Genomic DNA, 25,264 nt, shown 5'->3' with positions numbered 1-25,264 from the left:
CTTTTTTTGTTGGCTTCTTTTCACAACATCCAAACATTTTAGGAGGAAACCACCATGTATCAATCATTAATGACAGTAAGAGAGACTCAAATTGCAATTAAGGAAGTTAAAACATTTTTCGAGGACCAATTAGCAAAACGCCTTGAACTATTCCGCGTATCTGCACCATTATTCGTAACGAAAAAATCAGGATTAAACGATCACCTAAACGGTGTAGAACGTCCAATTGAATTTGATATGTTACATTCAGGAGAAGAATTAGAAATTGTTCATTCACTAGCGAAATGGAAACGATTTGCATTACATGAATATGGATATGAAGCTGGTGAAGGTTTATATACAAACATGAACGCGATTCGTCGTGATGAAGAACTTGATGCAACGCATTCCATTTACGTTGACCAATGGGATTGGGAAAAAATCGTTCAAAAAGAATGGCGTACTGTCGATTACTTACAAAAAACAGTACAAACAATTTATGGAATATTCAAAGATTTAGAAGATCACTTATTTGAAAAATATCCGTTCCTTGGAAAGTATTTACCGGAAGAAATTGTTTTCGTTACTTCTCAAGAATTAGAAGATAAATATCCAGAATTAACACCGAAAGATCGTGAACATGCAATTGCGAAAGAACATGGTGCAGTCTTCATTATCGGAATTGGTGATGCACTTCGTTCAGGTGAAAAGCACGACGGACGCGCAGCTGATTATGACGATTGGAAATTAAACGGTGACATTTTATTCTGGCACCCAGTACTACAATCTTCATTTGAATTATCATCAATGGGAATTCGTGTTGATAGTAAATCACTTGATGAGCAGTTAACGAAAACTGGTGAAGACTTCAAACGTGAGTATGATTTCCATAAAGGTATACTAGAAGACGTACTACCATTAACAATCGGCGGTGGTATTGGACAATCAAGAATGTGCATGTACTTCTTACGTAAAGCTCATATCGGTGAAGTTCAATCTTCTGTATGGCCTGACGATTTACGTGCAGCTTGTAAAAAAGAAAACATTCATCTGTTTTAATAGAAGTGAGGGAATAGCTTAAATATAGAGCTATTCCCTCTTTTTTATAAAACATTACTTATTTATTACCGAGTTCTTCCGCTAAACCGATTAAAATTCCTTCGACTCCACGAATGTAGCAGAGACGATACGAGTTCTCATACTGAACTACTTCACCAACGAGCTCTGCACCATGCTTAGTGAGTCTCGATACCATTTCGTCAATGTCTTCAACGGTGAACATGACGCGTAGATAACCGAGGGCGTTTACAGGAGCATTTCGGTGATCTGATATAGTAGGTGGGGTGAGAAATCGCGAAAGTTCAATTCGGCTGTGGCCATCTGGAGTGACCATCATAGCGATCTCTACGCACTGAGAACCGAGTCCAGTTACGCGACCAGCCCATTCACCTTCGACATTGGCTCGACCTTCGAGATTCAAGCCAATCTCCTCAAAGAAAGAGATTGCGTTATCAAGGGATTCTACAACGATGCTGACATTGTCCATTCGTAGTAATTTGTTTTTTGCCATAGTCTTATCTCCTTATGTATAAAAGTCTATTATTTAATTATCCTCATAATTATACTACTAAGTAGTTACAAATTCCTTTCAGTCAAAAACACCTTGTCACAGTATAGGAAAATGTGACAAGGTGTTTTTTAATATGTCATATAGCATCGTGTTAACGAACAGCTTTTTATTTAATAGGAAGGTAATACATTAATATGATTTTTTTAGCATTACTAAATATATCAGATTAGCTCATTTGCACTAAAGGCTCAATTTTCGCCATAAATGATTGATGCAGCGCCTCAACGCCTGTTACTAAATGAAGGCGGTCAATAACGACAGACACTTTAATTTCTGATGTACTTACCATTTTAATATGAATATCTTCTTCTTTTAAAGTAGTGAACATATTTGCAGCGACACCTGGGTTAGATACCATGCCAGATCCTACGATTGATACTTTTGCTAAGTGATTTTCATGTTCTACAGATTCATAGTGAAGAGTTTCTTGATTTTGTTCCAAAACTTCTAAAGTTTTTCTTAAATCATTCGAATGAATGGAGAAGGAGAGGTGTACAGTTCCTTCATTTGTAATACTTTGAATGATGATATCTACATTAATGTGTGCTGCTGCTAATGTAGAGAAAACTGTTGAAAGCGAGCCTTGTTCTAATCCTTTAATTGTGACACGTGTAATGTTATCCTCAAATGCAATACCTTTAACGATTGATTGTTGTTCCATGTTACATTCTCCTTTTACAATTGTTCCGTTTTCTTGTTCCATACTTGAGCGAACTTCTAAAACTACATTATGATTTTTAGCAAACTCAACAGCGCGCGGGTGTAATACGCCAGCACCGAGATTAGCAAGCTCTAACATTTCGTCATAAGAAATTTCGTCTAATTTGTAAGCATCTTTTACAACTCGTGGGTCCGTCGTATATACACCTGTCACATCCGTATAAATATCACATTTTTTTGCTTTAAGTGCAGCAGCTAATGCGACAGCAGTCGTATCAGAGCCACCACGGCCAAGCGTTGTAATTTCATTTTCTACACTTATACCTTGGAAACCAGCTACGATAACAATCGTACCTTCAGCAAGATAAGATTGAATACGATCTGTATGAATGTCAGTAATCCGTGCACTACTATGTACAGATTCTGTCGTAATACCTGCTTGCCACCCTGTTAATGAAATTGCATGATAGCCTTTTGCTTGCAGTGCCATTGTTAATAATGAAATAGTTACTTGTTCTCCTGTAGATAGAAGCATATCCATTTCACGTTTACTTGGATTTTCTGTGATAGCGTTAGCGAGTGCGACAAGTTCATCTGTGCTTTTTCCCATTGCTGAAACGACAGAGACAATGCTATGACCTCGTTCATATTCTTCAATAATTAAATTTGCTACATGTTGAATGCGTTCGACGCTTCCGACAGAAGTGCCACCAAATTTTTGAACAATTGTTTCCATTACAAATTCCTTCTTTCGTCTATTTTTAAGAATAGATTAGGAAATATATAAATCCCAATACTCCTGTAGTTACCAGAAAGACAAACAAAAAACACCATCTCAAATAAGTGAGGATGGTGCTGTTACAGGAAAAGGGAAACAGAAAACGGAGCTAATAAAAAAACCGCCAAAAAAGGAATATCATAAAAAAATGATATCTCTTTTTTGTAGATAGCTCTTCATACGTACACGTCTGTACATATGACAGTTCTGTTTCTATTCGAAAACAGCCCCAATTGATAAATGCAGAGAAATTTATCAATTTCGGCAATACTTCCTTTCATCTAAGTTCATAGACATCTCTGTGTCTCCATTAGAATACTCATAAGTATCGCAACCTCTATCTCACGTTTTAGGCGAGAGTGTTTGATTTATGAAGTTGTTGGTAACATTTGTTTTATAATAATTTAAATTTTTCGTGGAATCAAGTGTTTTATATATATTTTAAAAATTCTTTCTTTTTTTGAGGAAGTTTGTGAAAAATGTAGCAAAATAAATTCATTGCATGTACATTAAACTTATAGTGCATAGGAGGTGGGGAGAATGAAAAGGAAACAGCCTATTTATGTTGCGACAAAAATGAACACGAAGATGGAAAAATTATGGGAATATACGCAAGAACCAGATATACATACAGAGTGGGATGCTCGCTTTACTGAAATTTCGTATTTAGAGAAAAAAGAAGGAGAACCAAAGAAGTTTTTTTATAAAACAAAGATTGGATTTGGGCTTGAAATAGTTGGAGAAGGGGAATCAATAGGTGAAATAAGAAAAGATATTTTAATGCAGTTATGCAATTGGATGAAAACGAAAATGAAATTGTAGATTATTTTGGTGAACCACATTTACTCGTTTCTACACTGCATTTTCATATCGATGAGTTAGGGGCAATGCATATTTCTTCAAAGAAACAATGGTTTTATATGTTTGGAAGAAAAATGCCGTTACCAAAATTCTTGTATGGTGAGGCAAAAATTGTTGAAAGTTATGATGAAACACTACAATGTTTTCGAATTCATGTACAAGTACGAAACCCGTTAATTGGTTGCTTTTTTCATATAAGGGAACATTTGTGGAAAGGGAATAGACGATATGAAAAATATAATATTTGGGCTTGCTTGTTATGTTGTTTTTCTAATATGTGAGTGGTCGAATATAAATCCTGTTGAAGCAATTATATTATTATCTGTTTTATTATTTATACCAATGTCATTTTGTATTATTGATAAAAGAAAAAGAGATGGATCGCAATTATTATTTTATAAATCCGTATCATTTTTATATCCAATCGCAGCAATTTGTGCAATGCTAGCTTTCGTCACAAATCACTATTTATTTGCGCTAGTTTGGTTTGTATATACAGGAATTGTTGCGTTATTTGGTGTAAGTAGATTGTTAGAAAGAGGATGGAAGCCGTTAGAAGAGATCGCCATAGATAGTGCGTTTATTTATTTGTTTTTAGGTGGTTTTTGGTTTTCTGCTTCAGTAGCAAAACTTTCAATTATGCATTTTAGCTCTGACATTGTTTTACTCACAGCTGCACATTTTCATTATTCGGCGTTTCTATTGCCATTATCAGCTGGTTTAATAGGGAGAAAAAGAGAAAAGAGAAGTAAAGTGTATGATGCTATTATGTTTATCATCATGATTTCACCTATGACAGTTGCAATAGGAATTACATACTCAAGAATATTTGAATTTTTTGCAGTGTTCCTATATTTATGTGCAATTTATGGGTATGGATTTTACGTTTGGAGAGCAAAATTTAATGCTATCAGTGCAAAGATTCTTCTAATCGTTTCGTCTAGTACACTCATGGTTACAATTATGTTCTCACTTATATATTCATATGGAAATTTGAAGCATGTAATGACGATTACAATTGCTCAAATGGTTTGGATTCATGGTGTTGTCAACGGAATTGGAGTAGCTTTACCGGCATTTATCGGCTGGATGATTGAAAAGAGTGTTCCGAATTATAAATACTATGGGAAACCAATGAGTAAGTTAAGAGGAAATGTGGCAATTGGTGAGGCTTATTTATATAGCAGCAATTTAGTAGACAGTAAGGAATACAACGGTTTAGTCGATAAAGTAAATGACTTTCATAGTGAGGCATTTGATGTGACGAAGGTTCCTTTAAGTATGATTCATTTTTATGAAAATACAGCAGAGTATGAATTGCAATCGAATATTAAATGGGCTCGTTGGTTCCGTCCGTTCGCACTTTGCTATGAGAAAATGAGTAAGCGTGTAGAACAAATACATTTAGGAATGGGCGGCAATTGGGAAACGATGCATGGCTCTATCATTAGTGTCATAGATGAGAAAGATGGAAGAGAGAATGTAAGGGCTTGGCTAAGAAAAAATGAAGCAGGTAAATCTATTTTTGTAGCTCTTTATTCAAAGCATACAAATAAGAATGAGACATATATGAATATCGCCTTACCTTTACCTTATTCGAATATGACTGGTATTTTGAAACTATATAATGATAGTCATGATTTAATTATTACTAGTAAGTTAAGAGAAAATGGTCAGGGAGATGAGGGGATTTATTTACATACTCGGTTCTTGACAATCCGTTTACCGTTAGCAGAGACTTTTATTATAAAAGAGCGCACGGATCACATACTAGAAGCTAATCATAGAATGTGGATATTTGGAGTTAAGTTTTTAGAAATTGATTATAAGATTAAGAAAGTACAGGAGAAGTAAGAAAAGCTTGGAGAGATTCCAAGCTTTTTTACGTATGTGTAATTGTTATAGCAACTTGTTTATCTAGCTCATTATCCCAAACACGTTGAATTTCAAAGGTGCCTTTTTCAAAAAATAATGGGAATCTTTCTTTAAACCAATCTTGCATAGGAAGCTTTAGTGCTGTATCGATTGGTATCCATAATAATTTGCCCTCAGATGGGTTTAAAAGAAGTTCACCTTCAAATGAGTCTGTCCAGTAGTTAAATACCATGTACCGAACATTCCCTTTCGGATTTACATATTCATCTAATCCCTTAAAATTTAAATCCGAAACAAGTAATCCGGTTTCTTCTTTTACTTTCCTTATAGCGGCTTGAACGATACTTTCGGGAAAATCTACTTTGCCGCCAGGAGCTATGTAGCCAGGGAAACCTCGATGATTGGGTCGTTTTACGAGTAAAACTTCATTGTTGCGCTGGATCATACACATTGTATAGATTTGGTGTTCGATGTTATGTGAATTTGGAGGCATAATGATGCATTCTCCTTTATATTTTTTTGATAATTTTACCATAACATAATGGTTTCTTATATAATTGGAAATATAATATTATGAATTTTCAGTCGTATATTATGTATTCTATAGTCATTTGAAAAGAGGAGAGAGACATGCAAGGGGAAATACAAAAGGAGAAAAGTTTAAGTTATATTGGAAAATTATTATTACCAGTTAAAGTATCAACGCACTTTAAGTTTTTATGGATTGGACAATTACTCTCGGCCTTAGGTAGTTCGATAACTATGGTCATACTTCCAGTTGTTGTGTATTCATTAACTGGCTCAACAGTTGTAATGGGGATGACGATGGCAATGTACATGCTACCTAATATTCTTGCTTTACCGTTTGCAGGTTTAGTTGTAGACCGAATTGATCGGGTTAAATTAATGTTATTTACGGATATAATCCGCTGTATATTAATGCTATTACTTGCATCGCTTATATTTATGGATTTATTAACAATTACGATTTTATATATTCTCGTTGCCATATACGGACTTATGGAAGGGATATTCCAACCAGCATATTCTGCTGTAAGGGCGAAAGTATTCGTTCCTGAAATTCGTAATGCAGCTAACGCACTCACTCAAATGAGTAATCAAGGTATACGATTGATTGGGCCAGCACTTGGTGGGTTAATCGTATCGGTTGCATCTGCAGGGATAGGTTTCGGACTAGATGCAGCAACGTACTTATTATCATTTTTATTTTTATTATTTTTAAAAGAAATTAAGTTTAAAAAAGTAAAACCCATTGAAAAGAGTAAGCTTACTTACAAACAAGAGTTTATGGAAGGTGTTTTAGTTTTAAAAAGTCATCCGTGGCTGTGGATTACAATTTTAGTTTTTTCTTTTATAAATATTTGTTATGCCGGCATTATCGTCGTATTAATTCCATGGTTATTTAATGTTCATCATCATTTTGAAGCTTACGTGTATGGGCTTGGCATGGCCTTTTCTGGTGGTGGGGCTATAATTGCCGCAGTAATATTTGGTGGGAAAGAGCGGTGGGATAAGAGAGGATTACTGGCTTATGGAGGTGTTTTAATGAGTGGCATTGCTTTATTAATTATGCCATTCATTTCTTGGGCACCCGCTTTAATATTCTTAATGGCAATTGAAGGATTTGGCATGATGATATTTGGACTCATTTGGGAAACGAGTTTACAGGAGCTTGTACCAGAAGAAGCATTCGGAAGAGTGGCAAGCCTTGATATGTTGGGTTCTTTTGCTTTATTGCCATTAGGGTATGTAGTTGTAGGCTGGTTAGCTACTGTCATAGGTGGCGAAATAACTATTATAACACTAGCTAGTTTAGTAATTTTAACAATTGGAATAGCATTGTCTGTACCGAGTATTCGTCGATTTAATTGATTATATGGGAAAAGAGGGCTAGACCTATATAGAAAATAACTTAGCATATAATCAACTAGTATTAATAAAACACCTTTGTAATGAAAAACTGTCCGTACATATTTGGCACAACAAAATTAGAAATCACAAAAGAAGTGACGGAAGCGATACAAGCAGGTTTCAAAAAAGAAGACTAAGCCCTAAAGAAATTAGGACTTAGTCTTCATTAAATACAAATGTTTGTTTCATTTTTTTACCTTCATTTACCGGATGGCCATTGTAAGAGAAATTCTTTTCTTCCCAAGTGATTACAACTTTAAAATTATGACTATTAAAGTCTAATGGGAATACCATGTAGTCAAAGCTTGTATGACTTTTAGAAATATTTTCATTAGGTGTAGTAGGTTTAAAGGTAGCTTTAGAGGTAGGGTTGTTATCAAGTATTTCCACAGATACGTTTAATACATCATGACCGATGTTTTTTACGAGTAAACTATACGTATCAAATACACCTTGCTTTGGCTGGATTGCTTGCTTGTTTGAGTTATGAGATTTATCAATTTCGACATACCATTGTTTAGACTTTGACGCAATCGGTAGTGACTGAAATGTGTAAGCACTAGCTTGTATTGGTAGTGCTAAGCATAAAAGTGTAAAGAGAGTTAATATTTTTCGTTTCATTTTTTTAGAGCTCCCATTCTTTAATGGATTTACTTGTTATTATCTTCTTTTTACGAGTAAATATACCATATAATGTAAAGTGGCTATAAGAGTAGTGAATCAATATCTTATTCAATACTCTTATAGCCGGCATAATTACGTATGTAGTAAAAAAGAATAAATTTGTTTTTCTATACTTAGATTGCTGCCCTTTTTAAAAGGACTATTTTTACGTTTTAATAAAAAGAATATACTAAGAGTTCAGTATAAATTATTTATTTTAATGTAGTTAAATGTGCTTATATATGTGAAATTAGAGAAGGAAGCTGTGTAGAGATGTTTCTACACAGTTTTTTTAGGATATGAAAAAAATTACCAAAAATATGTTAAAATAACATTGTCATACAACAAGGGGGATTTGTTTTATGGAAAATGGACATCTTGCTAAAGTAGACTTAACGAAAAAAATTGAATCAAAATCTAAGTACAATAAGAAATTAGAAAAATATCAAAGGCGCTTATTAGCATTACAGCAAATTTTGAAAGAAGAAAAAATCGCGGTTATGCTTGTTATGGAAGGATGGGATGCGGCTGGTAAAGGTGGGGCAATTAAGCGGGTGACGGAACATCTTGACCCGCGTGGGTTCCAAGTAAATCCAATTGGAGCGCCTGCACCTCATGAGAAACGTTACCATTATTTGCAACGTTTCTGGCGCAAAATTCCACAGTACGGGCAAATCACCATTTTTGATCGCTCATGGTACGGTCGTGTGTTAGTTGAGCGTGTTGAAGGATTTGCTACAAAGGAAGAGTGGATGAGAGCATATGATGAGATTAATGATTTTGAAAAACTACTAACAGATGACCATTACATAATAGGGAAGTTCTTCTACCATATAAGTAAAGAGGAACAGTTAAAGAGATTTAAAGATAGAGAGAAAAATCCTTTGAAAAGATGGAAAATTACAGACGAAGATTGGCGTAATCGTGAAAAATGGGATGAGTATGTTGAAGCAATGGAAGACATGTTTGAAAAAACAAGTAAGCCAAATGCAAAGTGGCATATTATTGAAAGTAACGATAAATTGTATGCTCGTGTAAAAACGTTAAAAATTATTATTTCATTCATTGAGGATTATTTCTTAGAACATGGTATAGAATTGCCTTCTTATTATTATGAAATGAAAGAGGATATTGAAGTTTTGCAAGGTGTAGGTGTTAAAGAGTAAATAAGAAAATGGCCCTGTGAATTGGTGAAACCAAATTATGGGGCTTTTTTATTTAGAAACATTTTACAATTAACAGAATAAGGTATATAATCAATAATCATATTAACAATGTTAATATGATTATTGATTATATACTATGTGGGGGTTTTACTTTGAAGGGAAGAGATGTTGTTTTAGGTTTATTAATGGAAAAGGAATTGTCTGGTTACGATATTAAAATTGTGTTTGAAGACGTATTTACTCATTTTTTTGATGGAAGTTTTGGAATGATTTATCCAACATTACGGCAATTGGAGAATGAAGGGAAAATAAAAAAAGAGGTTGTCATGCAAGAGGGAAAACCGAATAAGAAAATGTACTTTATTACAGATGAGGGGCGTGAAGAATTTTATCAATACATGCAGACGCCTATAGAGAAGGATGTTTTACGTTCGGATTTTTTAATGAGAATGTATTTTGGCAACTATAGTGATGATGTAACAATAAAAAAATGGATTAAAGATGAAATTGAAAGAAAAGAAGCGTACATTGCAGATCTTCGATTGAAATATGAAAAGTGGAGAATAGGTATTACTTTCGTCGAAGAAATTTCACTAGATGTAGGTATTGCATCGTATAGTGCACAAGTGGAGACTTTGAAGAAAAAATTAGAAGAGTTAGAGGCGAAAGAAAACAATAAAACAGAAGAATGAAAAACGCATTCACAATAAATAAAGGGGTATATAAAGATGGAGCAATCAAAGGGTATTAAGATTGTCTTTTTAATGTGTCTAGGTATCTTTCTTTGTATGATTGATACGACAATTATGAATATAGCTTTACCGGCAATACAATCGAGTGTAAATACTTCATTAGAAAAGATGTCTTGGGTATTAAATGTTTATACAATGACGATTGCAGTACTTGCCATTCCGTTAGGGCGGATAGCTGATATCTTTGGAAAAGCAAAGATGTATATTCTTGGTCTGGTGATTTTTGGGGGTGGATCGGTACTTTGCGCTTTTGCTAATACAGGTGATTTTCTTATTTTTTCTCGTTTTATACAAAGTATTGGGGCAGCAATTTTATTTCCAACAAGTATGGTAATTGGTGTATCAGCTATGCCGTTAGCTAAAAGGCATGTTGCACTTGCAATTTTAGGAGTAACACAAGGATTGTCAGCTGCTATGGGGCCAGTAATAGGTGGAATTATTACGCAAAATTTAGGATGGAGATGGGTGTTCTTCGTTAATGTTCCGGTTTGTATAATAGGAATTGTGTTATGTTGCATCATGCTACAAATAAAAAATGAAGAACGTATTATCTCAAAAATAGATTGGATAGGACTACTATTAAGTAGCACAGCAATTTTTTCATTTACTCTCATATTAGTAAAAGGTAATACATGGGGATGGCAAAGTAATATTGCTTTGTCTTGTTATGCAATTAGCACTATTTCTCTTATTCTATTTATTTTAGTAGAACGAAAGATTCATAACCCAATGGTGAATTTAAAGTTATTTCAAGATCGAATGTTTGTCGGAGCGTCGATCGTTGTTATATTGAGTAATTTATTTTTAATTGGAGTTACTGTATTGCTTCCAACGTTCTTGACGAAACTACAAGGTCGAACGGAAATTGAAGCGGCTTTTTTAGTGACACCTATTTCAGCGATGATATTTTTTGTCTCACCAGTTGCAGCAACTTTAATTAAAAAACTCGGAAAAGTAACTATTATTTTGTCAGGATTTCTTGTTATGGGGCTTTCCTACTATTGGTTGCAAATGATTGATGTTCATTCAACAAATATAGAAATTATTATTCCATGTATGATATTAGGTGTCGGATATGGCTTAGTAGTGGGGCCAATTACAGTTTTAAGTGCGTCTTCGTTTGAAGGAGAATTATTAACTGCTTCTCAAAGTGTTGTATCAATGTTACGACAAGTTGGAATTGTATTGGCGGTCGCAATATTTGTCTCTAACTTAACTCACAATTTAACTGTAAATAAAGAAAAAGTATATCGTTATGCAGAAGAAAAGGTGCGGAATATTCATGTGAATAGTACTGAGCAAACTGAAATTTTACAAATGACTAAAGAAAAAATAGAGAATCAAAGTTTAGAGTCGAATATAAATAAGAAACAAAATGCAATGACAATGGGATTAAGTAAAGAGAAAAAGGAAGAATTGATTCGCGACAAGACGGATGAAATATTAAGAAAAGTTCCAGTAGAATATAGGGATGTAAAAAGAGAAGAAGTTATGAGGCAAGTGACAAAAGAAGTTGAAAAACAAGAGGAAAGTATAAAGAAAGAGGTACTCACATTTTCGAATGATGTGAATCATTATGCCAAGAATCAGATGGCAATGAGTTTCACAGATTTATATAAAGCAAGTGTGCCAATTATTTTAATTTGTGCTTTCGTAAGTTTGTTGTTTTGGGAAGGAAAAGCTTTAAGTAAAAAGAGAAGGGGAAGATTAGTAGAAGATGCGTAAAGAAAAACAGGCTGCTATTAGCCTGTTTTTTTCATTGTTTTCTCCTTGCATATTGTGAATAGTAGTGTTTTTAATATAGCATGGGATAAGTCGAGTATGATTAGAAAGTTTTTTAGAATGAAAGGGATGAATGGAAAATGCCATTGAATATGTAACGTTATACATAGTACATTAACAAGAGGGATTAATTTTAAAAGGAGGATGGGGAATTGCTAGATAAGGCAGGGGCTTTAATAGATAATCATGTGTACACAGAAGAAGAGCAACAAAAACTATACAAACGAACGTTAATAATCGTCAGCATTTCACAAATGTTTGGCGGTGCAGGACTAGCTGCTGGTATTACAGTGGGAGCACTTCTTGCGCAGCAAATGCTTGGAACAGATGCATTTGCAGGATTACCAACTGCTATGTTTACATTGGGATCAGCATTAGCAGCTTTCATAGTAGGGAAGCTTTCGCAACGGTATGGACGCCGGATAGGTCTTGCAACAGGGTTTATAGTAGGTGGATTTGGAGCAATTGGTGTTGTAATGGCAGCTTTAACGAATAGCATTATTCTTTTACTTATTTCTTTACTCATATATGGTGCCGGTACAGCCACGAATCTACAAGCTCGTTATGCAGGTACAGATTTAGCAGATAAGAAGCAGAGAGCAACGGCTGTTAGTATTACGATGGTAATGACGACTTTCGGTGCAGTTGCAGGACCAAATTTAGTAGGAGTAATGGGTAGTTTTGCGCATTCAATTGGAGTTCCTAAACTTGCAGGTCCGTTCATACTATCGGCAGCAGCATTTATACTGGCGGGTCTAGTTCTTTTTGTTATGCTTCGTCCAGATCCGTTAATTATTGCTAACATAATAGAAAGATATAAACAGGAACATACATATAAAGGGCAACCAATAACAGAAGAAGTGAAAGAAAATAAACGAGGTATTACAGTTGGAGCAATCGTAATGATACTTACGCAAATCGTGATGGTTGCGATTATGACGATGACGCCAGTTCATATGGGACACCACGGTCACGGTTTAAGTGCAGTAGGACTTGTGATAGGTTTTCATGTAGGTGCAATGTATCTTCCATCTCTCGTTACAGGAATGTTAATTGATAAAATTGGCCGAACTACAATGAGCATAGCTGGTGGAGTGATTTTACTTGCAGCGGGTGTCATAGCTGCGATAGCGCCAAGTGATTCTTTATTACTATTAATCGTTGCTCTGTCTTTACTTGGGCTAGGATGGAACCTCGGATTGATTAGTGGTACAGCACAAATCGTTGATTCCACAACACCGTCTACACGTGCTAAAACACAAGGGAAAATAGATGTTTTTATTGCGCTAGCTGGAGCTTCTGGTGGAGCGATGTCAGGTATGGTAGTAGCGAATTCAAGTTATGCGGCATTGTCATTGGCTGGAGGCGTGTTAGCGTTATTACTTATTCCTGTTGTGATATGGTCTCGAAAAGGGGCAAGAAATTAAATGAAAAAGAGGTTCTAGTTACTGACTAGAGCCTCTTTTTATACACTTAAATTAAATTCCACTCTACAATAAGCCCTAAATGTGTAAGACCACCACCGAATCCGTATAGTAAAAGTGTGTCTCCATTATTTAACTTTCCTTCTTTTATAGCTAAATCTAGAGCGAGTGGAATGGTGACTGAAGAGGTATTCCCCATATATTCCACGCTCGTTAATGTTTTTTGTATTGGAATTTGAGATTTTTCGCAAATAGATTCAATCATTCGTAAGTTAGCGCTGTGGGGTATGAACCAGTCTATATCATCCCCTTGCATATTTGCGTTATGTAATAAATTTTTTATGCCTTTTGGCACTGTTCGTGTTGCCCATTTATATACTTCTCTTCCATTTTGAACGATTTTTTCATTTGTTTGCAGTGGTGTGCCATTCATAGTAGTAGATAAGTTTGTTCTATATAGATGAATGCCGCCATCACCGTTTGTTCCCATGTGAGCAGCGATAAAGCTTGGGGTGTCTTCATCTCTTTCTAATAAAATAGCTCCAGCACCATCACCGAATAAAATACAGGTCGTTCTATCGGTATAATCAGTAACTTTAGATAATGTCTCTGTCGCTACGACAAGTATTTTTTCATGTGATCCAGAAGTGATTAAGCTATTACCGACGTGTAGTCCATATGTAAAACCAGCACAAGTTGCATTTAAATCAAAAGCTAGTGTATGAGGTATGTTGAAGTATTGTTGTATTTGGCAAGCAACACTAGGGAAAACGTAATCAGCAGTAGTAGTAGCGACAATGATACAGTCGACATCTTCTAAGTTTTTCTTATATGTTGTACATAAATTTTTAATTGCTTTAATGGCTAAGTTTGAGGAATATTCTTCTTCGCTAGCGATTCTTCTTTCCTTCATTCCTGTTCTTTGTACAATCCATTCATCATTCGTATGGACCATCTTTTCTAAATCGTTATTAGATAATATTTGATCTGGAACATAAGTACCAATTGCAGTAATACGAGATTTAGAATGCATAGGAACATCTCCTAATTTTTATTTTTATAACCTGATACTAATATTAGGTTATAAAAATGTCAATATAGATTTTTGTTGTATTAAAACGATAATACTTAACTTACTATGAAGGAATTTGGCGAGTGCTGTAAAAATAATATACGAGAAGTTTCTAAAATTGATAATTGCTTTTTTTATTTTTATTGTGAGAAAAACTCGCAAAAAATGACGATTAAAGTAAAAAAATAACGATTTTCTTTAGTGTGATATAGGTTGTTAAACCTTGTGAAAGCGAATTACTTATGCTACACTTTATGTAACTTAAAATGAACGGAGGGGCTTCCTTTGATCTTAATCAGATTACGTCTCAATACTTTGTGCCAATAATTGAATAGCGCTCAAAGGCTCTGTCTGTGTACAGAGTGAACGGGATTGGTCTGCCTATTTTAAAGGAACCCTTTATTAAGCTTATATGTGAAAAAGAGGGAGGGACGAATACGCCCTCTTTTTGTTTTGCCTTTATAAATAGAATGGGATTGTATAGGTGAACGCTTATTGTGTATACGTATACGATCTTGGGACTTTTTGACTATAAAATAGGATGAAAGCATAGCTTTCTTCTATTTCTTTGGTGAACCCTTATCCGTTTACGAAAACACAGGCAGCGACCTGTGTTTTTTATTTTACGTAATCGAAATGGAGGAATAAATATATGGAAGAAGTATTACAAAGAGCAGTTTTAGTTGGAGTAAATGTAGGTAATGAAGATGATTTTGCATATTCGATGGAAGAGTTAACAAATCTTGCGGAAGCTTGTGATGTAGAGGTAATTGGGCAAGTAACGCAAAATTTACAACGAGTAAATCCATCGCATTATATCGGAAAAGGAAAGATTGAAGAAGTAGCAGCGTATGTACAAGAAATAGATGCGAATATGGTCATCTTTAATGATGAATTATCTCCTTCACAAATTCGAAATTTAGAAGAGGATTTAGATTGTAAGGTGATTGATCGTACCATTTTAATTTTAGATATTTTTGCGCAACGTGCGAAAACGAAAGAAGCACAGCTGCAAGTAGAAGTAGCACACCTTCAGTACATGATGCCTCGTTTAATTGGTCTTCGTGAATCGTTAGGGAGACAGAGCGGCGGCGTTGGTACGAAAAATAAAGGTGTCGGTGAGAAGAAGTTAGAGTTAGACCGTCGTAAAATTGAAGAACAAATTTCAGTTTTGAATAAAGATTTAGAAGCGCTCGTTGCCCAGCGTCAAACGCAGCGAAAGCAACGTAAGAAAAATGAAATACCTGTTGTAGCATTAGTAGGTTATACGAATGCAGGAAAGTCAACGACGATGAATGCAATGCTTGAAATTTATAATGGTACAGAAGAAAAACAAGTATTTGAAAAAGATATGTTATTTGCGACGTTAGAAACATCTGTACGAAATATTGATTTGCCAGATAATAAATCATTTTTATTAACAGATACAGTTGGATTTGTAAGTAAATTACCACATCATCTTGTGAAGGCGTTCCGTTCAACGTTAGAAGAAGTAGCGGAAGCAGATTTACTTATTCACGTCGTAGATTACGCAAATCCAAATTATGAACAATTAATTGATATTACAAATGAAACGTTAAAGAAAATTGGAGTAGAAAATATTCCAACGATCTATGCTTATAACAAATCAGATATGGTGGATGTTGAAATTCCGAAAGTACAAGAAGACCGCGTGTATTTATCTGCGAAGAAACATGTTGGAATTGAAGAGCTTGTAGAAATGATTCGTTCCCATATTTATAAAGAATATACGAAATGTGAAATGTTAATTCCGTATGATCACGGACAGGTAGTTGCGTATTTCAATAATCATGCGCACGTTTTATCAACGAGTTATGAAAATGAAGGTACGAAACTAGAAGTGGAATGTAAGACGAGCGATTATGAGAAGTATAAGCGTTTTGCAATTTAATGTAAGAGGCAACCCAGTTTGTGATTGGGTTGCCTTTTTCTATAATGTTTTACTGCTGAAAGTTACAAGGATGCAAGTCAATGATGGGAGTTAAGTTATATTTCTGGAAAAAGAAATGAAAGCAGTATAGAATAGAAATGTTTCAAAAGTCAGAATTTATTACACCTACTGTAATAAATATATATTTTGTACAGAAAGGAGCGATTCACATATGCAGGCAGTTTCACAAAAAAACACAGTAGAAACACCGACAATATATCGAATATTATTTGCGATTAGTTTCGGACATTTTTTAAATGATTCGATGCAAGCAGTTGTGCCGGCGTTGTTTCCTATTTTGGAAAAAACGATGAATTTATCCTATATGCAAGTAGGGTGGATTGCGTTTGCGTTAAATATGACGTCATCGATTATGCAACCGGTGTTTGGTATGTATTCAGATAAGAAGCCGTCACCATTTTTATTACCACTCGGTATGTTTTCAAGTATGCTTGGAATGATTGGACTCGCGTTTGCACCAAACTTTATTATTGTTATTATTTCTGTTTTATTTATTGGCTTAGGTTCCGCAGTCTTTCATCCAGAAGGCGCTCGTGTTGCCTATATGGCGGCAGGTGCAAAACGAGGGTTAGCGCAAGCGATTTATCAAGTTGGGGGAAACACGGGGAATTCTTTAGCTCCTATTTTTACAGCGCTAATTTTCGTTCCACTCGGTCAAATTGGTTCATTAGGTTTTACAGCATTTGCAGCAGTAGGAATTGCATTATTAATTTTCGTATCGAATTGGTACAAAAATGAATTAGCAACCGGCGCTGTAAGAAGGAAGAAGAGAGCTGCGCTTGAGGCGGAAAATGCAATTGTAAGTACACACATTAAATTTGTTATTATACTTCTTGTTTTTCTTACTTTTGTGCGCTCTTGGTACGGTGCCGGTATCGGGAATTTCTATCAATTTTACTTAATTGAGCATTATGGTTTATCTATAAAAAATGCCCAGTATTTCGTATTCGCATTTATGATTGCTGGTGTGTTAGGCACTTTCTTCGGGGGACCGTTAGCAGATCGATTTGGTAAGAAAAACATCATCGTATTTTCAATGTTAGGTTCAGCGCCACTTGCGCTGTTATTACCACATGTCTCACTTGTGTGGGTCGTACCTTTATTTTTATGTATCGGTTTTATTAGTTCAAGTAGTTTTAGTGTAATTGTTGTATACGCGCAAGAGCTTGTTCCGGGAAAAGTAGGGATGGTATCAGGTCTAATTGTAGGTCTTGCGTTCGGCCTTGGTGCTCTAGGTGCTGTAGTACTAGGAAAGTTAGCTGATATATATAGCCTTCAGTTCATTATGATATTATGTAGTTGTTTACCGTTAATTGGACTTACTTCATGGTTATTACCAAGTGATAAGAAAACGATAGAATAGGGGATGCACTATGAAATTATGTGAAAACGTAACAGAATTAATAGGAGATACACCTGTCGTCCGATTATCTAAATTTATTCCGGAAGACGCAGCGGACGTGTATGTGAAACTAGAAATGTTTAATCCATCACGTAGTGTGAAAGACCGTGCTGCTTATAATTTACTTCACGTTGCAGAAGAAAATGGTCTCATTAAACCAGGGGATACAATTATTGAACCGACAAGCGGGAATACAGGAATTGGTTTAGCGATGAACGCAGCAGCTAAAGGGTATAAAGCGATTTTAATTATGCCAGACAATATGTCAAAAGAGCGTATTAATTTATTGAAAGCATACGGGGCAGAAGTAGTTTTAACACCAGCAGAACAAAGAATGCCAGGAGCAATTGCGAAGGCGTTAGAACTGCAAAAACAAATACCGAATAGTTTTATCCCGCAACAATTTGAAAATCCAGCTAATCCGAATATTCACCGTTATACGACTGCACTTGAAATTTACGAACAAATGGATGGAGAGCTTGATGCTTTTGTTGCAACGGCAGGAACAGGCGGAACGATTACAGGGACTGGTGAAACGTTAAAAGAGAAATTGCCAAACTTATATATTGCAGTAGTGGAACCGAAAGGATCTCCCGTTTTATCCGGTGGTGTACCAGGTCCTCATAAACTAGTAGGAACAAGCCCAGGATTTATTCCGAAAAACTTAAATACAGAAGTGTATAACGAAATTATTCAAATTGCAGACGAAGAGGCTTTAACGACAATGAGAAACTTAGCTAGACAAGAAGGATTATTAGTTGGGCCATCTTCTGGAGCATCTGTTTACGCTGCAATCATGATAGCGAAACGTCTAGGCGTTGGTAAAAAAGTTTTATGTATTGCGCCTGATACAGGTGAACGTTATTTGAGCATGGGGTTATTTGAATAAAAAGGATAGAAACACCTTAATAGTGAATAGCTGCTATTAAGGTGTTTGTTTTATGGAATGAAGAGGGGGAGAAGAACAATGAAACTATTAAAACCAATCCATGAATATAGTGAGCGTATTACGGCGTATAGACAAGCGTTTTTACACTCAGGGGAACAACCACATGGAAGTAGTTCTTTACAAAACTTTGATTCTCTTGATGAATGGTTTGAAAAAGTGAGTAAACAAGAACTAGGAGAAAATTTACTAGCTAATCGAGTGCCATCTAGTCAGTTTTTAAGTTTTGAAAAAGGGGAACTTATAGGTTTTGTGAATATTAGACATAGATTAAATCCAGAATTATTACGGGAAAGCGGTCATATTGGATATAGTGTCCATCCGAATAAACGTCGCCACGGTTACGCTACGAAACAACTACAACTTGCATTAGCTGAAGCGCAAAAATTAGGATTGCAGAAAGTATTAATAACTTGCGATAAATCCAATATCGGTTCTGCTAAAACGATTCAAAAGGTTGGAGGTGTGTTAGAAAATGAAGTAGTTTCTTCTCGTACTGGTGAAGTTATTCAGCGCTATTGGATAGAAATATGATTAAGTAGGAATTTGAAAAGGTAATGCAAGCTGTAATATCGAAATAGATAAATGAAATATAGGGGATTACTGCAATTTTAGGGGGAAATGAAATGGGATTAAAAGAGAGAGCGATAGAGATGTCAGAGATTTATAGGCAAAATCCGAAAGTAGAAGCTATTATTTTAGCGGGTTCAGTAGCTAGAAAGCTTGAAGATGAACATTCAGATATAGAATTACATATTTTATGGTCAACACCGCCGGAAGATGAGGATCGTAGGGCCCCTATTTATCATATTGATGGGAAAATATTATCGTATCATCCGTATGAGGAAGAAGAATGGTCGGAAACGTATTTAACGAAAGAGGGAATTAAATTAGAGATTAGTAACTTTTTAACAGAGACAGTAGAGAAAGTAATTTCGGATGTGGTGGATCAATATGATATAAATTATGAAAAACAATGTATTGTATCATCCATTCATGATGGTGTTAGTTTGTATGGAGAAGGGAAAGTGAATGAATTAAAAGAAAAAGTAGCGGCATATCCAGATGAACTAGCAAAACTGATGATTTCAGAAAATCTATGGTTAAGTAATCGTTGGCACAATCGAAAGGCGCTTTTAAAACGGAAAGATTGGCTTATGCTTTATGACGTTATTTGCGAAGTACAAAGGAACGTATTCGGTGTTTTATTTGGTTTGAATAAAATGTACGTACATCATCCAGCGTTTAAATGGATGCCTAATAATGTGGAACGAATGACTATTAAACCTGAAAAATTATATGAACGTATGGCGGACACATTAATAGGGAATCCAGAAAAAAGTGTGCAGGAGTTAGAGTTGCTAATAGAAGAAGTGTTGCAACAAGTTCATACATACGCGCCAGGAGTAAATGTGGATGAGCAAGAAAAATCTATTTTTTATTTTGTGAAATAGAAAATAGTAATAAGGGGGAAGTTATGGGTTTTTTTAATAGGTTTTTTAAAAAAGTTGAAAAAGTAAATGAGCAAGAAGCTACTCTTCATGAATTAAGTGAAGAATTGTATGTTGAATCACCGGTAGAGGAAGCGACTAGTTACTGGGTATCAATGGCACAAAATATAATTGTTAATGCTGTAAAAGCGGCTGACAATGATGTGGAACGTGCCTTCGTGTTATTGAATTTGAAGAAAGGTGAGGCTTCATTTGATATTTTTTATCAAATAAATGGGCAATTGTATTTCTGGGATCAGCTAGAAAATGAGACGATAAGAAATAGAATTCAGAACGAGTTGTTACCGCAAGCTCCAGAAGTTTCAAATGCAGTAAATGAGCAATTTCGTGGAGCTGATCACCCTATAATTTCGTTCGCACAATTGCAGTTTGAATGGGAAACGAAAGCCTGGTTCTCACATATAATTTGGGAAGATAGCCTTGCTGCTCAATTGCCCAAAACTCAAATTCTAAATGAATGGTTTCGTGTAATTAAAGAAGAAACAAAAAATAGACCACTGGATAGTGATGCGAAATTTTCTTGGTATCCATCAAACTCTTAAAAAATGAATACAGAGAGACAGGTTATGTTTCTAGATGATTTGTATTATTGAATAAGTATCAATAATACGTAATTCTTTTTCTATTGCCTGTTAGAATTCGTTATGTACTAAGCTACTTGTTTTCTAAACTAAAACTTATATTTCGAATTTTTAAATAGATTGTAATACATAAAAATTCGAAATATAAGTTGACACTATTTTTAATGTGTGATAAAAATGATAGTAATCAATTCGGAAAATAATATTTGGGCAATGAAAGGGTATAGTAGTGAATATCTCCCTATTTCAGAGAGCTGATGGTTGGTGTGAATCAGTATATAGATTATTCATGAAGTTCGTCCTGGAGCATCTTTCATAAATCTCATATTTTGAGGAAATGAAAGACGGTAGTTTATACCGTTATCAAATAAAGTGGTGAAGATTTTTTCACAACTAGGGTGGTACCGCGATATTTATCGTCCCTACGTATTTACGTAGGGACGTTTTTTATTTAGGTCCTAACTTTGGTGTGGCTTCATAACTAGGGTGGTACCGCGATATTTTATCGTCCCTACGTTTTTGCGTAGGGGCGTTTTTATTTAGGTGGTTTCTTAGTGTTCTTCACAACTAGGGTGGTACCGCGATATTTTTGTCGTCCCTACGTATTTACGTAGGGGCGTTTTTTTATTATTAGGGAGGAAGTGAACGTATTAGAAAAGAGTATTGATAGAACAATATAAATACCGAATTGTAACAAAGAAAAAGAGATAGAGAGGAGATTAACAAATGAATTCACAGCAATGGACATCGAAATTAGGTTTCGTATTAGCTGCAGCAGGTTCGGCAATTGGTCTTGGGGCGATTTGGAAATTCCCATATATGGCCGGCATTGGAGGAGGCGGCGCGTTCTTCCTAATTTTCATCGGTTTCACATTATTAATTGGTTTACCACTATTATTAGCTGAATTCGTTATCGGAAGAAGTACACAAAAAGAGGCCGTTGATGCATATAGAGAAATCGCACCAAAAACATTATGGCCATGGTTAGGGAAATTAGGAATTGTAACTTGTTTCATACTACTTTCTTTCTACAGTGTTGTAGGAGGCTGGATTTTATTATACTTATGGAATGCAATTACAGGTAGACTATGGGAAGGAAATGGGGCATACGAAGCTACGTTTGGTGAAATCATTTCCAATCCATATTTAGCAGTTGGGTCACAGCTATTATTCATCCTAATTACTATTTTCATCGTAAGTAAAGGTGTACAAAATGGTGTTGAAAAAGTAAATAAATATTTCATGCCAGCATTATTCGTTTTATTCTTTGTTTTAATCGTTCGTGCACTTACGTTAGATGGTGCTGGAGAAGGAGTTCGTTTCTTCTTACAACCTGACTTCTCACATGTAACATCAGAAGTTATATTATACGCAATGGGGCAATCGTTCTTCTCATTATCTGTCGGGGTAGCCGTTATGGTAACGTATAGCTCATACTTACCGAAAGAAGAAAGCTTACCACGTTCAGCATTTTCTATCGTAGCCTTAACTCTTGTTATTACATTACTTGCAGGACTTGCAATTTTCCCAGTAGTGTTCGCATTTGGAATGGAACCATCTCAAGGACCTGGGCTATTATTTATCGTACTGCCAGCTATTTTCAGTAAAATGGCATTCGGAAAATTATTCTTCATCGTTTTCTTATTACTATTCTTCTTTGCTACTATTACATCAGCAATTTCGATGTTAGAAATTAGTGTTGCATCGTTAACATCAAAAGGTAAAGGGAAACGTGAAAAAATGGCCTTAATCGTAGGGTTATTAATCTTCGTTGTTGGGGTACCATCAGCATTATCATTCGGTATATTAAGTGATCTGAAGATTTTCGGGAAGACAGTCTTTGATTTAGCGGACTATGCAGTAAGTAACGTATTAATGCCACTTGGTGTATTATTAGTTTCTATCTTTGTTCCTTTAAAAATGAAGAAAGATGTATTAATGAAAGAGCTAGGTGTAAGTAAAAATAAAGGATACAAAGTATTTGTGTTATGGTTATTCTTACTTCGCTTTATCGCACCAATTGCGATTATTATCGTATTCTTAAATGTACTTGGCATTATATAAATAGAAAGGTAGCGTATCATACAAAGATACGCTACCTTTTTATTTTGCTCTTTTTTGCAGTTCGTTTACCGTTACGAACTGATATCCCTTCTTAGATAAAGAATCTAAAATACCTTCAATCGTTTGTAAATTTTCATTAGACTCATCATACATAGAGTGCAGTAAAATGATAGAACCTGGTTTTACATTTTTATTAACGTATTTAATTTTATCAGCCGCAGATTTATAAAAAGTATCGGGCTCAAGATCCCATGTGATTGTTTCGATATTGTTTTTATTTAAATAATATGGCAGCCCTATTAACTTCTTACCGTTAGGGGGCCTAAAATCAATTTCGCCTGTAAATCCTGTTTGGCGGATTAATGAATTCGTTTTTTCTATTTCACCTTTAATAAAAGAAGGTGTTTTGAAAACCATTCTATTATGAGAATATGTATGGTTTCCAAGTTGGTGCCCAGATTGCGCGATAGCTTCTCCTAACGATAAATTTTTCTCTAATTCATTTCCAATTAAAAAGAAAGTAGCTTTAGCGTTGTATTTATCTAGTAGCGGTAATATTTGTTTTACATTGTTAGTAGGGCCATCATCAAAAGTTAAAGCGATCACTTTTTCATTTGTTTCTACACATTGTGTTAAATTTCCAAATAATTGAAAGCTTCTTGCGTTCATCAATTTGTATGTTCCGAATAATGCCGTGATAATAAAAAATAGTGTAACGATCGTAATGATAATTTTTTTCTTCATAATGTAACCTCACAATGATTTTTGATTCAATTAAAAAGTATTATATCAAACTAAGTAATTTCGTGCTTTAAGAAGGGCGTGGATGCAAGGAGAAGGAATTTATCATATAATAAAATACAAAAGGTATATTAGGAGGTGTTTATATGGCGATTATAATTCAATTGCCAGACACTGCAACGTCTCATGCAAAGCCAAGTATGGAAATGGCGATACTTTGCGTGAGGTAGACAAGTAATATACAATCGCCTATATGAGCTCGTATCATTTTTTATATTTGGCTTTGCACCTTATTGAAATGAACCATAAAAAATAAGGGGCGAGCAGAAATGAAATACGTAAAAGCTAATGCTGTTTTACCGGAGAGTTTAATTACTGAAATTCAAAAGTATATACAAGGTGAAACAATTTACATTCCGAAACAAGAAACGAAACATTATAAATGGGGTACACGATCTGGCGGAAGAAAACAATTAGATGAAAGAAATAAAGCAATTAAAGAAGCGTTTAAAAGTGGGATTGCTATTCATCAACTTGCAGAAGAATATTTTCTTTCTGGGGAAACGATTAAAAAGATTGTGTATTCTAAATAAGAGGAAAAGAGTCTGATTCATATATTACTTTGAATCAGACTCTTTTTGTTTTATATGTATTGGATATATGAAGTGTGAACGGGCATGATAATAGAAAAAATGTGCCGTTTTTTTATTAAATGCTATACAGAACATTTGAAGAGTAGAAAGGTGAACATATATGAATCATATTGGACAAATAACGATAGAGCTTTTAATTGGTTTTTTTGTTCTATTAATTGCTACAAAAATATTAGGGAAAACACAAATATCTCAGCTAACGCCCTTTGATTTTATTTCTGCAATCGTCCTAGGTGAGCTCGTTGGAAATTCAATATATGATCCTAAAATTAAAGTATGGTCTATTTTATATTCAGTATTTGTTTGGGTAATTTTAATTTATACTATTGAAGTGATAACACAAAAAGTAAGAGGGACAAGAAGGTTTTTTGAAGGATATCCTTCAATTATTATTCGTAATGGAAAGATTGATCGTGAACAATTAAGCGTAAATCATTTGGATATAAACCAATTACAACAAATGCTTAGGCAACAAAAAGATATATTTTCAATCCGAGAAGTTGAATATATGATATTGGAACCTAACGGAAACATAAGCGTTTTGAAAAAAAGTAAATACGAATCTCCTACTGTAAATGATTTAAGTTTAAAACATAAGCCTGTATACTTACCAATTTCATTAATTAGTGATGGAAAAGTAGTTAAGGATAATTTGAGGGAAGCGGGATTTGATGAAGGGTGGCTTTATAAACAAATAAAGCAAAAAGGAATTACTAAATTTGAAGACGTATTATATGCGGAATGGAAAACAGATGATGGCTTCTTTTGTCAGGAAATGCAGCGGTAGAGAATAAGTGATATATGTAATGTTTGTTTCTAA

General features: G+C 34.8%; 22 protein-coding genes, 2 pseudogenes, 1 riboswitch and 1 other annotated feature. Of the genes and pseudogenes, 18 read left to right on the top strand and 6 right to left on the bottom strand.

Going from position 1 to position 25,264, the window contains the following annotated elements; all coding sequences use genetic code 11:
* The first annotated feature begins 54 nt into the window (after positions 1 to 54).
* The gene (gene asnA / locus ACK1U5_RS09735; RefSeq protein ID WP_000284914.1) at positions 55 to 1,038 is read left to right on the top strand and encodes an aspartate--ammonia ligase; all 984 of its coding nucleotides are present in this window, start codon (positions 55 to 57) and stop codon (positions 1,036 to 1,038) included.
* A gap of 58 nt (positions 1,039 to 1,096) precedes the next feature.
* On the opposite strand, the gene ACK1U5_RS09730 is transcribed toward asnA, so the two are convergent.
* Together ACK1U5_RS09730 and ACK1U5_RS09725 are read right to left on the bottom strand one after the other, a co-directional pair.
* On the bottom strand, positions 1,097 to 1,549 hold the full coding sequence (locus ACK1U5_RS09730; protein WP_001107260.1) for a VOC family protein: 453 nt from the start codon (positions 1,547 to 1,549) through the stop codon (positions 1,097 to 1,099).
* A gap of 226 nt (positions 1,550 to 1,775) precedes the next feature.
* Positions 1,776 to 3,005: an aspartate kinase gene (locus ACK1U5_RS09725; protein WP_069605110.1), complete on the bottom strand. Its 1,230-nt coding sequence runs from the start codon at positions 3,003 to 3,005 to the stop codon at positions 1,776 to 1,778.
* Positions 3,006 to 3,208: 203 nt separating this feature from the next.
* Positions 3,209 to 3,395: riboswitch (Lysine riboswitch) on the bottom strand.
* 192 nt (positions 3,396 to 3,587) lie between these two features.
* On the opposite strand from ACK1U5_RS09725, the pseudogene ACK1U5_RS09720 reads away from it, so the two are divergent.
* The 3 genes and pseudogenes from ACK1U5_RS09720 to ACK1U5_RS09710 form a co-directional block, all read left to right on the top strand.
* Positions 3,588 to 3,821 (top strand): annotated as a pseudogene (locus ACK1U5_RS09720) (hypothetical protein); the annotation flags it as partial.
* A pseudogene (locus ACK1U5_RS09715) lies at positions 3,809 to 4,131 on the top strand (DUF4166 domain-containing protein); the annotation flags it as partial. The pseudogenes ACK1U5_RS09720 and ACK1U5_RS09715, both read left to right, overlap by 13 nt.
* Positions 4,132 to 4,136: 5 nt before the next feature.
* Entirely contained in the window at positions 4,137 to 5,762 is a 1,626-nt protein-coding gene (locus ACK1U5_RS09710; RefSeq protein ID WP_069605109.1) for a YndJ family protein, read from the top strand.
* A gap of 28 nt (positions 5,763 to 5,790) precedes the next feature.
* Here the strand turns inward: ACK1U5_RS09710 and ACK1U5_RS09705 are convergent, their stop codons facing one another.
* Entirely contained in the window at positions 5,791 to 6,276 is a 486-nt protein-coding gene (locus ACK1U5_RS09705) for an 8-oxo-dGTP diphosphatase (RefSeq protein WP_069605108.1), read from the bottom strand.
* Between the two features lie 137 nt (positions 6,277 to 6,413).
* Here ACK1U5_RS09705 and ACK1U5_RS09700 point away from each other — a divergent pair, with 137 nt between their 5' ends.
* The gene (locus tag ACK1U5_RS09700) at positions 6,414 to 7,676 is read left to right on the top strand and encodes an MFS transporter (protein ID WP_069605107.1); all 1,263 of its coding nucleotides are present in this window, start codon (positions 6,414 to 6,416) and stop codon (positions 7,674 to 7,676) included.
* A 195-nt stretch (positions 7,677 to 7,871) separates the two neighbouring features.
* On the opposite strand, the gene ACK1U5_RS09695 is transcribed toward ACK1U5_RS09700, so the two are convergent.
* Entirely contained in the window at positions 7,872 to 8,336 is a 465-nt protein-coding gene (locus ACK1U5_RS09695) for a hypothetical protein (RefSeq protein ID WP_069605106.1), read from the bottom strand.
* 404 nt (positions 8,337 to 8,740) lie between these two features.
* Between ACK1U5_RS09695 and ACK1U5_RS09690 the strand changes: the two genes are divergently transcribed.
* From ACK1U5_RS09690 to ACK1U5_RS09675, 4 genes are all read left to right on the top strand, one after another.
* On the top strand, positions 8,741 to 9,544 hold the full coding sequence (locus tag ACK1U5_RS09690; protein ID WP_000427320.1) for a polyphosphate kinase 2 family protein: 804 nt from the start codon (positions 8,741 to 8,743) through the stop codon (positions 9,542 to 9,544).
* Between the two features lie 152 nt (positions 9,545 to 9,696).
* Positions 9,697 to 10,236: a PadR family transcriptional regulator gene (locus tag ACK1U5_RS09685; protein WP_000678329.1), complete on the top strand. Its 540-nt coding sequence runs from the start codon at positions 9,697 to 9,699 to the stop codon at positions 10,234 to 10,236.
* Positions 10,237 to 10,272: 36 nt separating this feature from the next.
* Positions 10,273 to 12,021 carry an MDR family MFS transporter gene (locus ACK1U5_RS09680; protein WP_069604831.1) on the top strand — a complete coding sequence of 583 codons (1,749 nt, stop codon included), beginning with the start codon at positions 10,273 to 10,275 and terminating at the stop codon, positions 12,019 to 12,021.
* 209 nt (positions 12,022 to 12,230) lie between these two features.
* Positions 12,231 to 13,505, top strand: coding sequence for an MFS transporter (locus ACK1U5_RS09675; protein WP_000884517.1), 1,275 nt, complete (start codon positions 12,231 to 12,233; stop codon positions 13,503 to 13,505).
* 46 nt (positions 13,506 to 13,551) lie between these two features.
* Here ACK1U5_RS09675 and ACK1U5_RS09670 read toward each other — a convergent pair whose 3' ends face one another.
* Positions 13,552 to 14,535 (bottom strand): ketoacyl-ACP synthase III, encoded by a 984-nt coding sequence (locus tag ACK1U5_RS09670; RefSeq protein ID WP_000555756.1) that lies wholly within the window; start codon positions 14,533 to 14,535, stop codon positions 13,552 to 13,554.
* A 691-nt stretch (positions 14,536 to 15,226) separates the two neighbouring features.
* Here ACK1U5_RS09670 and hflX point away from each other — a divergent pair.
* From hflX to ACK1U5_RS09635, 7 genes are all read left to right on the top strand, one after another.
* A complete protein-coding gene (hflX, locus tag ACK1U5_RS09665; protein WP_065704389.1) occupies positions 15,227 to 16,486 on the top strand; it encodes a GTPase HflX in 1,260 nt (419 codons plus the stop codon).
* A gap of 211 nt (positions 16,487 to 16,697) precedes the next feature.
* Positions 16,698 to 17,909 carry an MFS transporter gene (locus ACK1U5_RS09660; RefSeq protein WP_001149411.1) on the top strand — a complete coding sequence of 404 codons (1,212 nt, stop codon included), beginning with the start codon at positions 16,698 to 16,700 and terminating at the stop codon, positions 17,907 to 17,909.
* Positions 17,910 to 17,919: 10 nt separating this feature from the next.
* On the top strand, positions 17,920 to 18,837 hold the full coding sequence (gene cysK / locus ACK1U5_RS09655; RefSeq protein ID WP_000762273.1) for a cysteine synthase A: 918 nt from the start codon (positions 17,920 to 17,922) through the stop codon (positions 18,835 to 18,837).
* Positions 18,838 to 18,915: 78 nt separating this feature from the next.
* A complete protein-coding gene (locus ACK1U5_RS09650; protein ID WP_000771279.1) occupies positions 18,916 to 19,428 on the top strand; it encodes a GNAT family N-acetyltransferase in 513 nt (170 codons plus the stop codon).
* Between the two features lie 92 nt (positions 19,429 to 19,520).
* Positions 19,521 to 20,348, top strand: a complete 828-nt coding sequence (locus ACK1U5_RS09645) for a DUF4037 domain-containing protein (RefSeq protein ID WP_000523213.1) — start codon at positions 19,521 to 19,523, stop codon at positions 20,346 to 20,348.
* Between the two features lie 23 nt (positions 20,349 to 20,371).
* Positions 20,372 to 20,947 carry a hypothetical protein gene (locus ACK1U5_RS09640; RefSeq protein WP_000505545.1) on the top strand — a complete coding sequence of 192 codons (576 nt, stop codon included), beginning with the start codon at positions 20,372 to 20,374 and terminating at the stop codon, positions 20,945 to 20,947.
* A gap of 243 nt (positions 20,948 to 21,190) precedes the next feature.
* Positions 21,191 to 21,413 (top strand) — a binding site (T-box leader).
* Between the two features lie 299 nt (positions 21,414 to 21,712).
* Positions 21,713 to 23,050 (top strand): sodium-dependent transporter, encoded by a 1,338-nt coding sequence (locus ACK1U5_RS09635; RefSeq protein ID WP_001088188.1) that lies wholly within the window; start codon positions 21,713 to 21,715, stop codon positions 23,048 to 23,050.
* 39 nt (positions 23,051 to 23,089) lie between these two features.
* On the opposite strand, the gene ACK1U5_RS09630 is transcribed toward ACK1U5_RS09635, so the two are convergent.
* Positions 23,090 to 23,794, bottom strand: coding sequence for a polysaccharide deacetylase family protein (locus ACK1U5_RS09630; protein WP_000726864.1), 705 nt, complete (start codon positions 23,792 to 23,794; stop codon positions 23,090 to 23,092).
* A 326-nt stretch (positions 23,795 to 24,120) separates the two neighbouring features.
* Here ACK1U5_RS09630 and ACK1U5_RS09625 point away from each other — a divergent pair, with 326 nt between their 5' ends.
* On the top strand, positions 24,121 to 24,384 hold the full coding sequence (locus tag ACK1U5_RS09625) for a CD3324 family protein (protein WP_000878325.1): 264 nt from the start codon (positions 24,121 to 24,123) through the stop codon (positions 24,382 to 24,384).
* A gap of 160 nt (positions 24,385 to 24,544) precedes the next feature.
* Positions 24,545 to 25,231 (top strand): DUF421 domain-containing protein, encoded by a 687-nt coding sequence (locus tag ACK1U5_RS09620; protein ID WP_001015535.1) that lies wholly within the window; start codon positions 24,545 to 24,547, stop codon positions 25,229 to 25,231.
* Positions 25,232 to 25,264 lie beyond the last annotated feature (33 nt).

The organism is Bacillus sp. XB1 (assembly GCF_053557995.1).
The sequence above is the reverse complement of the archived record's forward strand: the minus strand, read 5'-3'. Positions and strand labels throughout refer to the sequence as shown.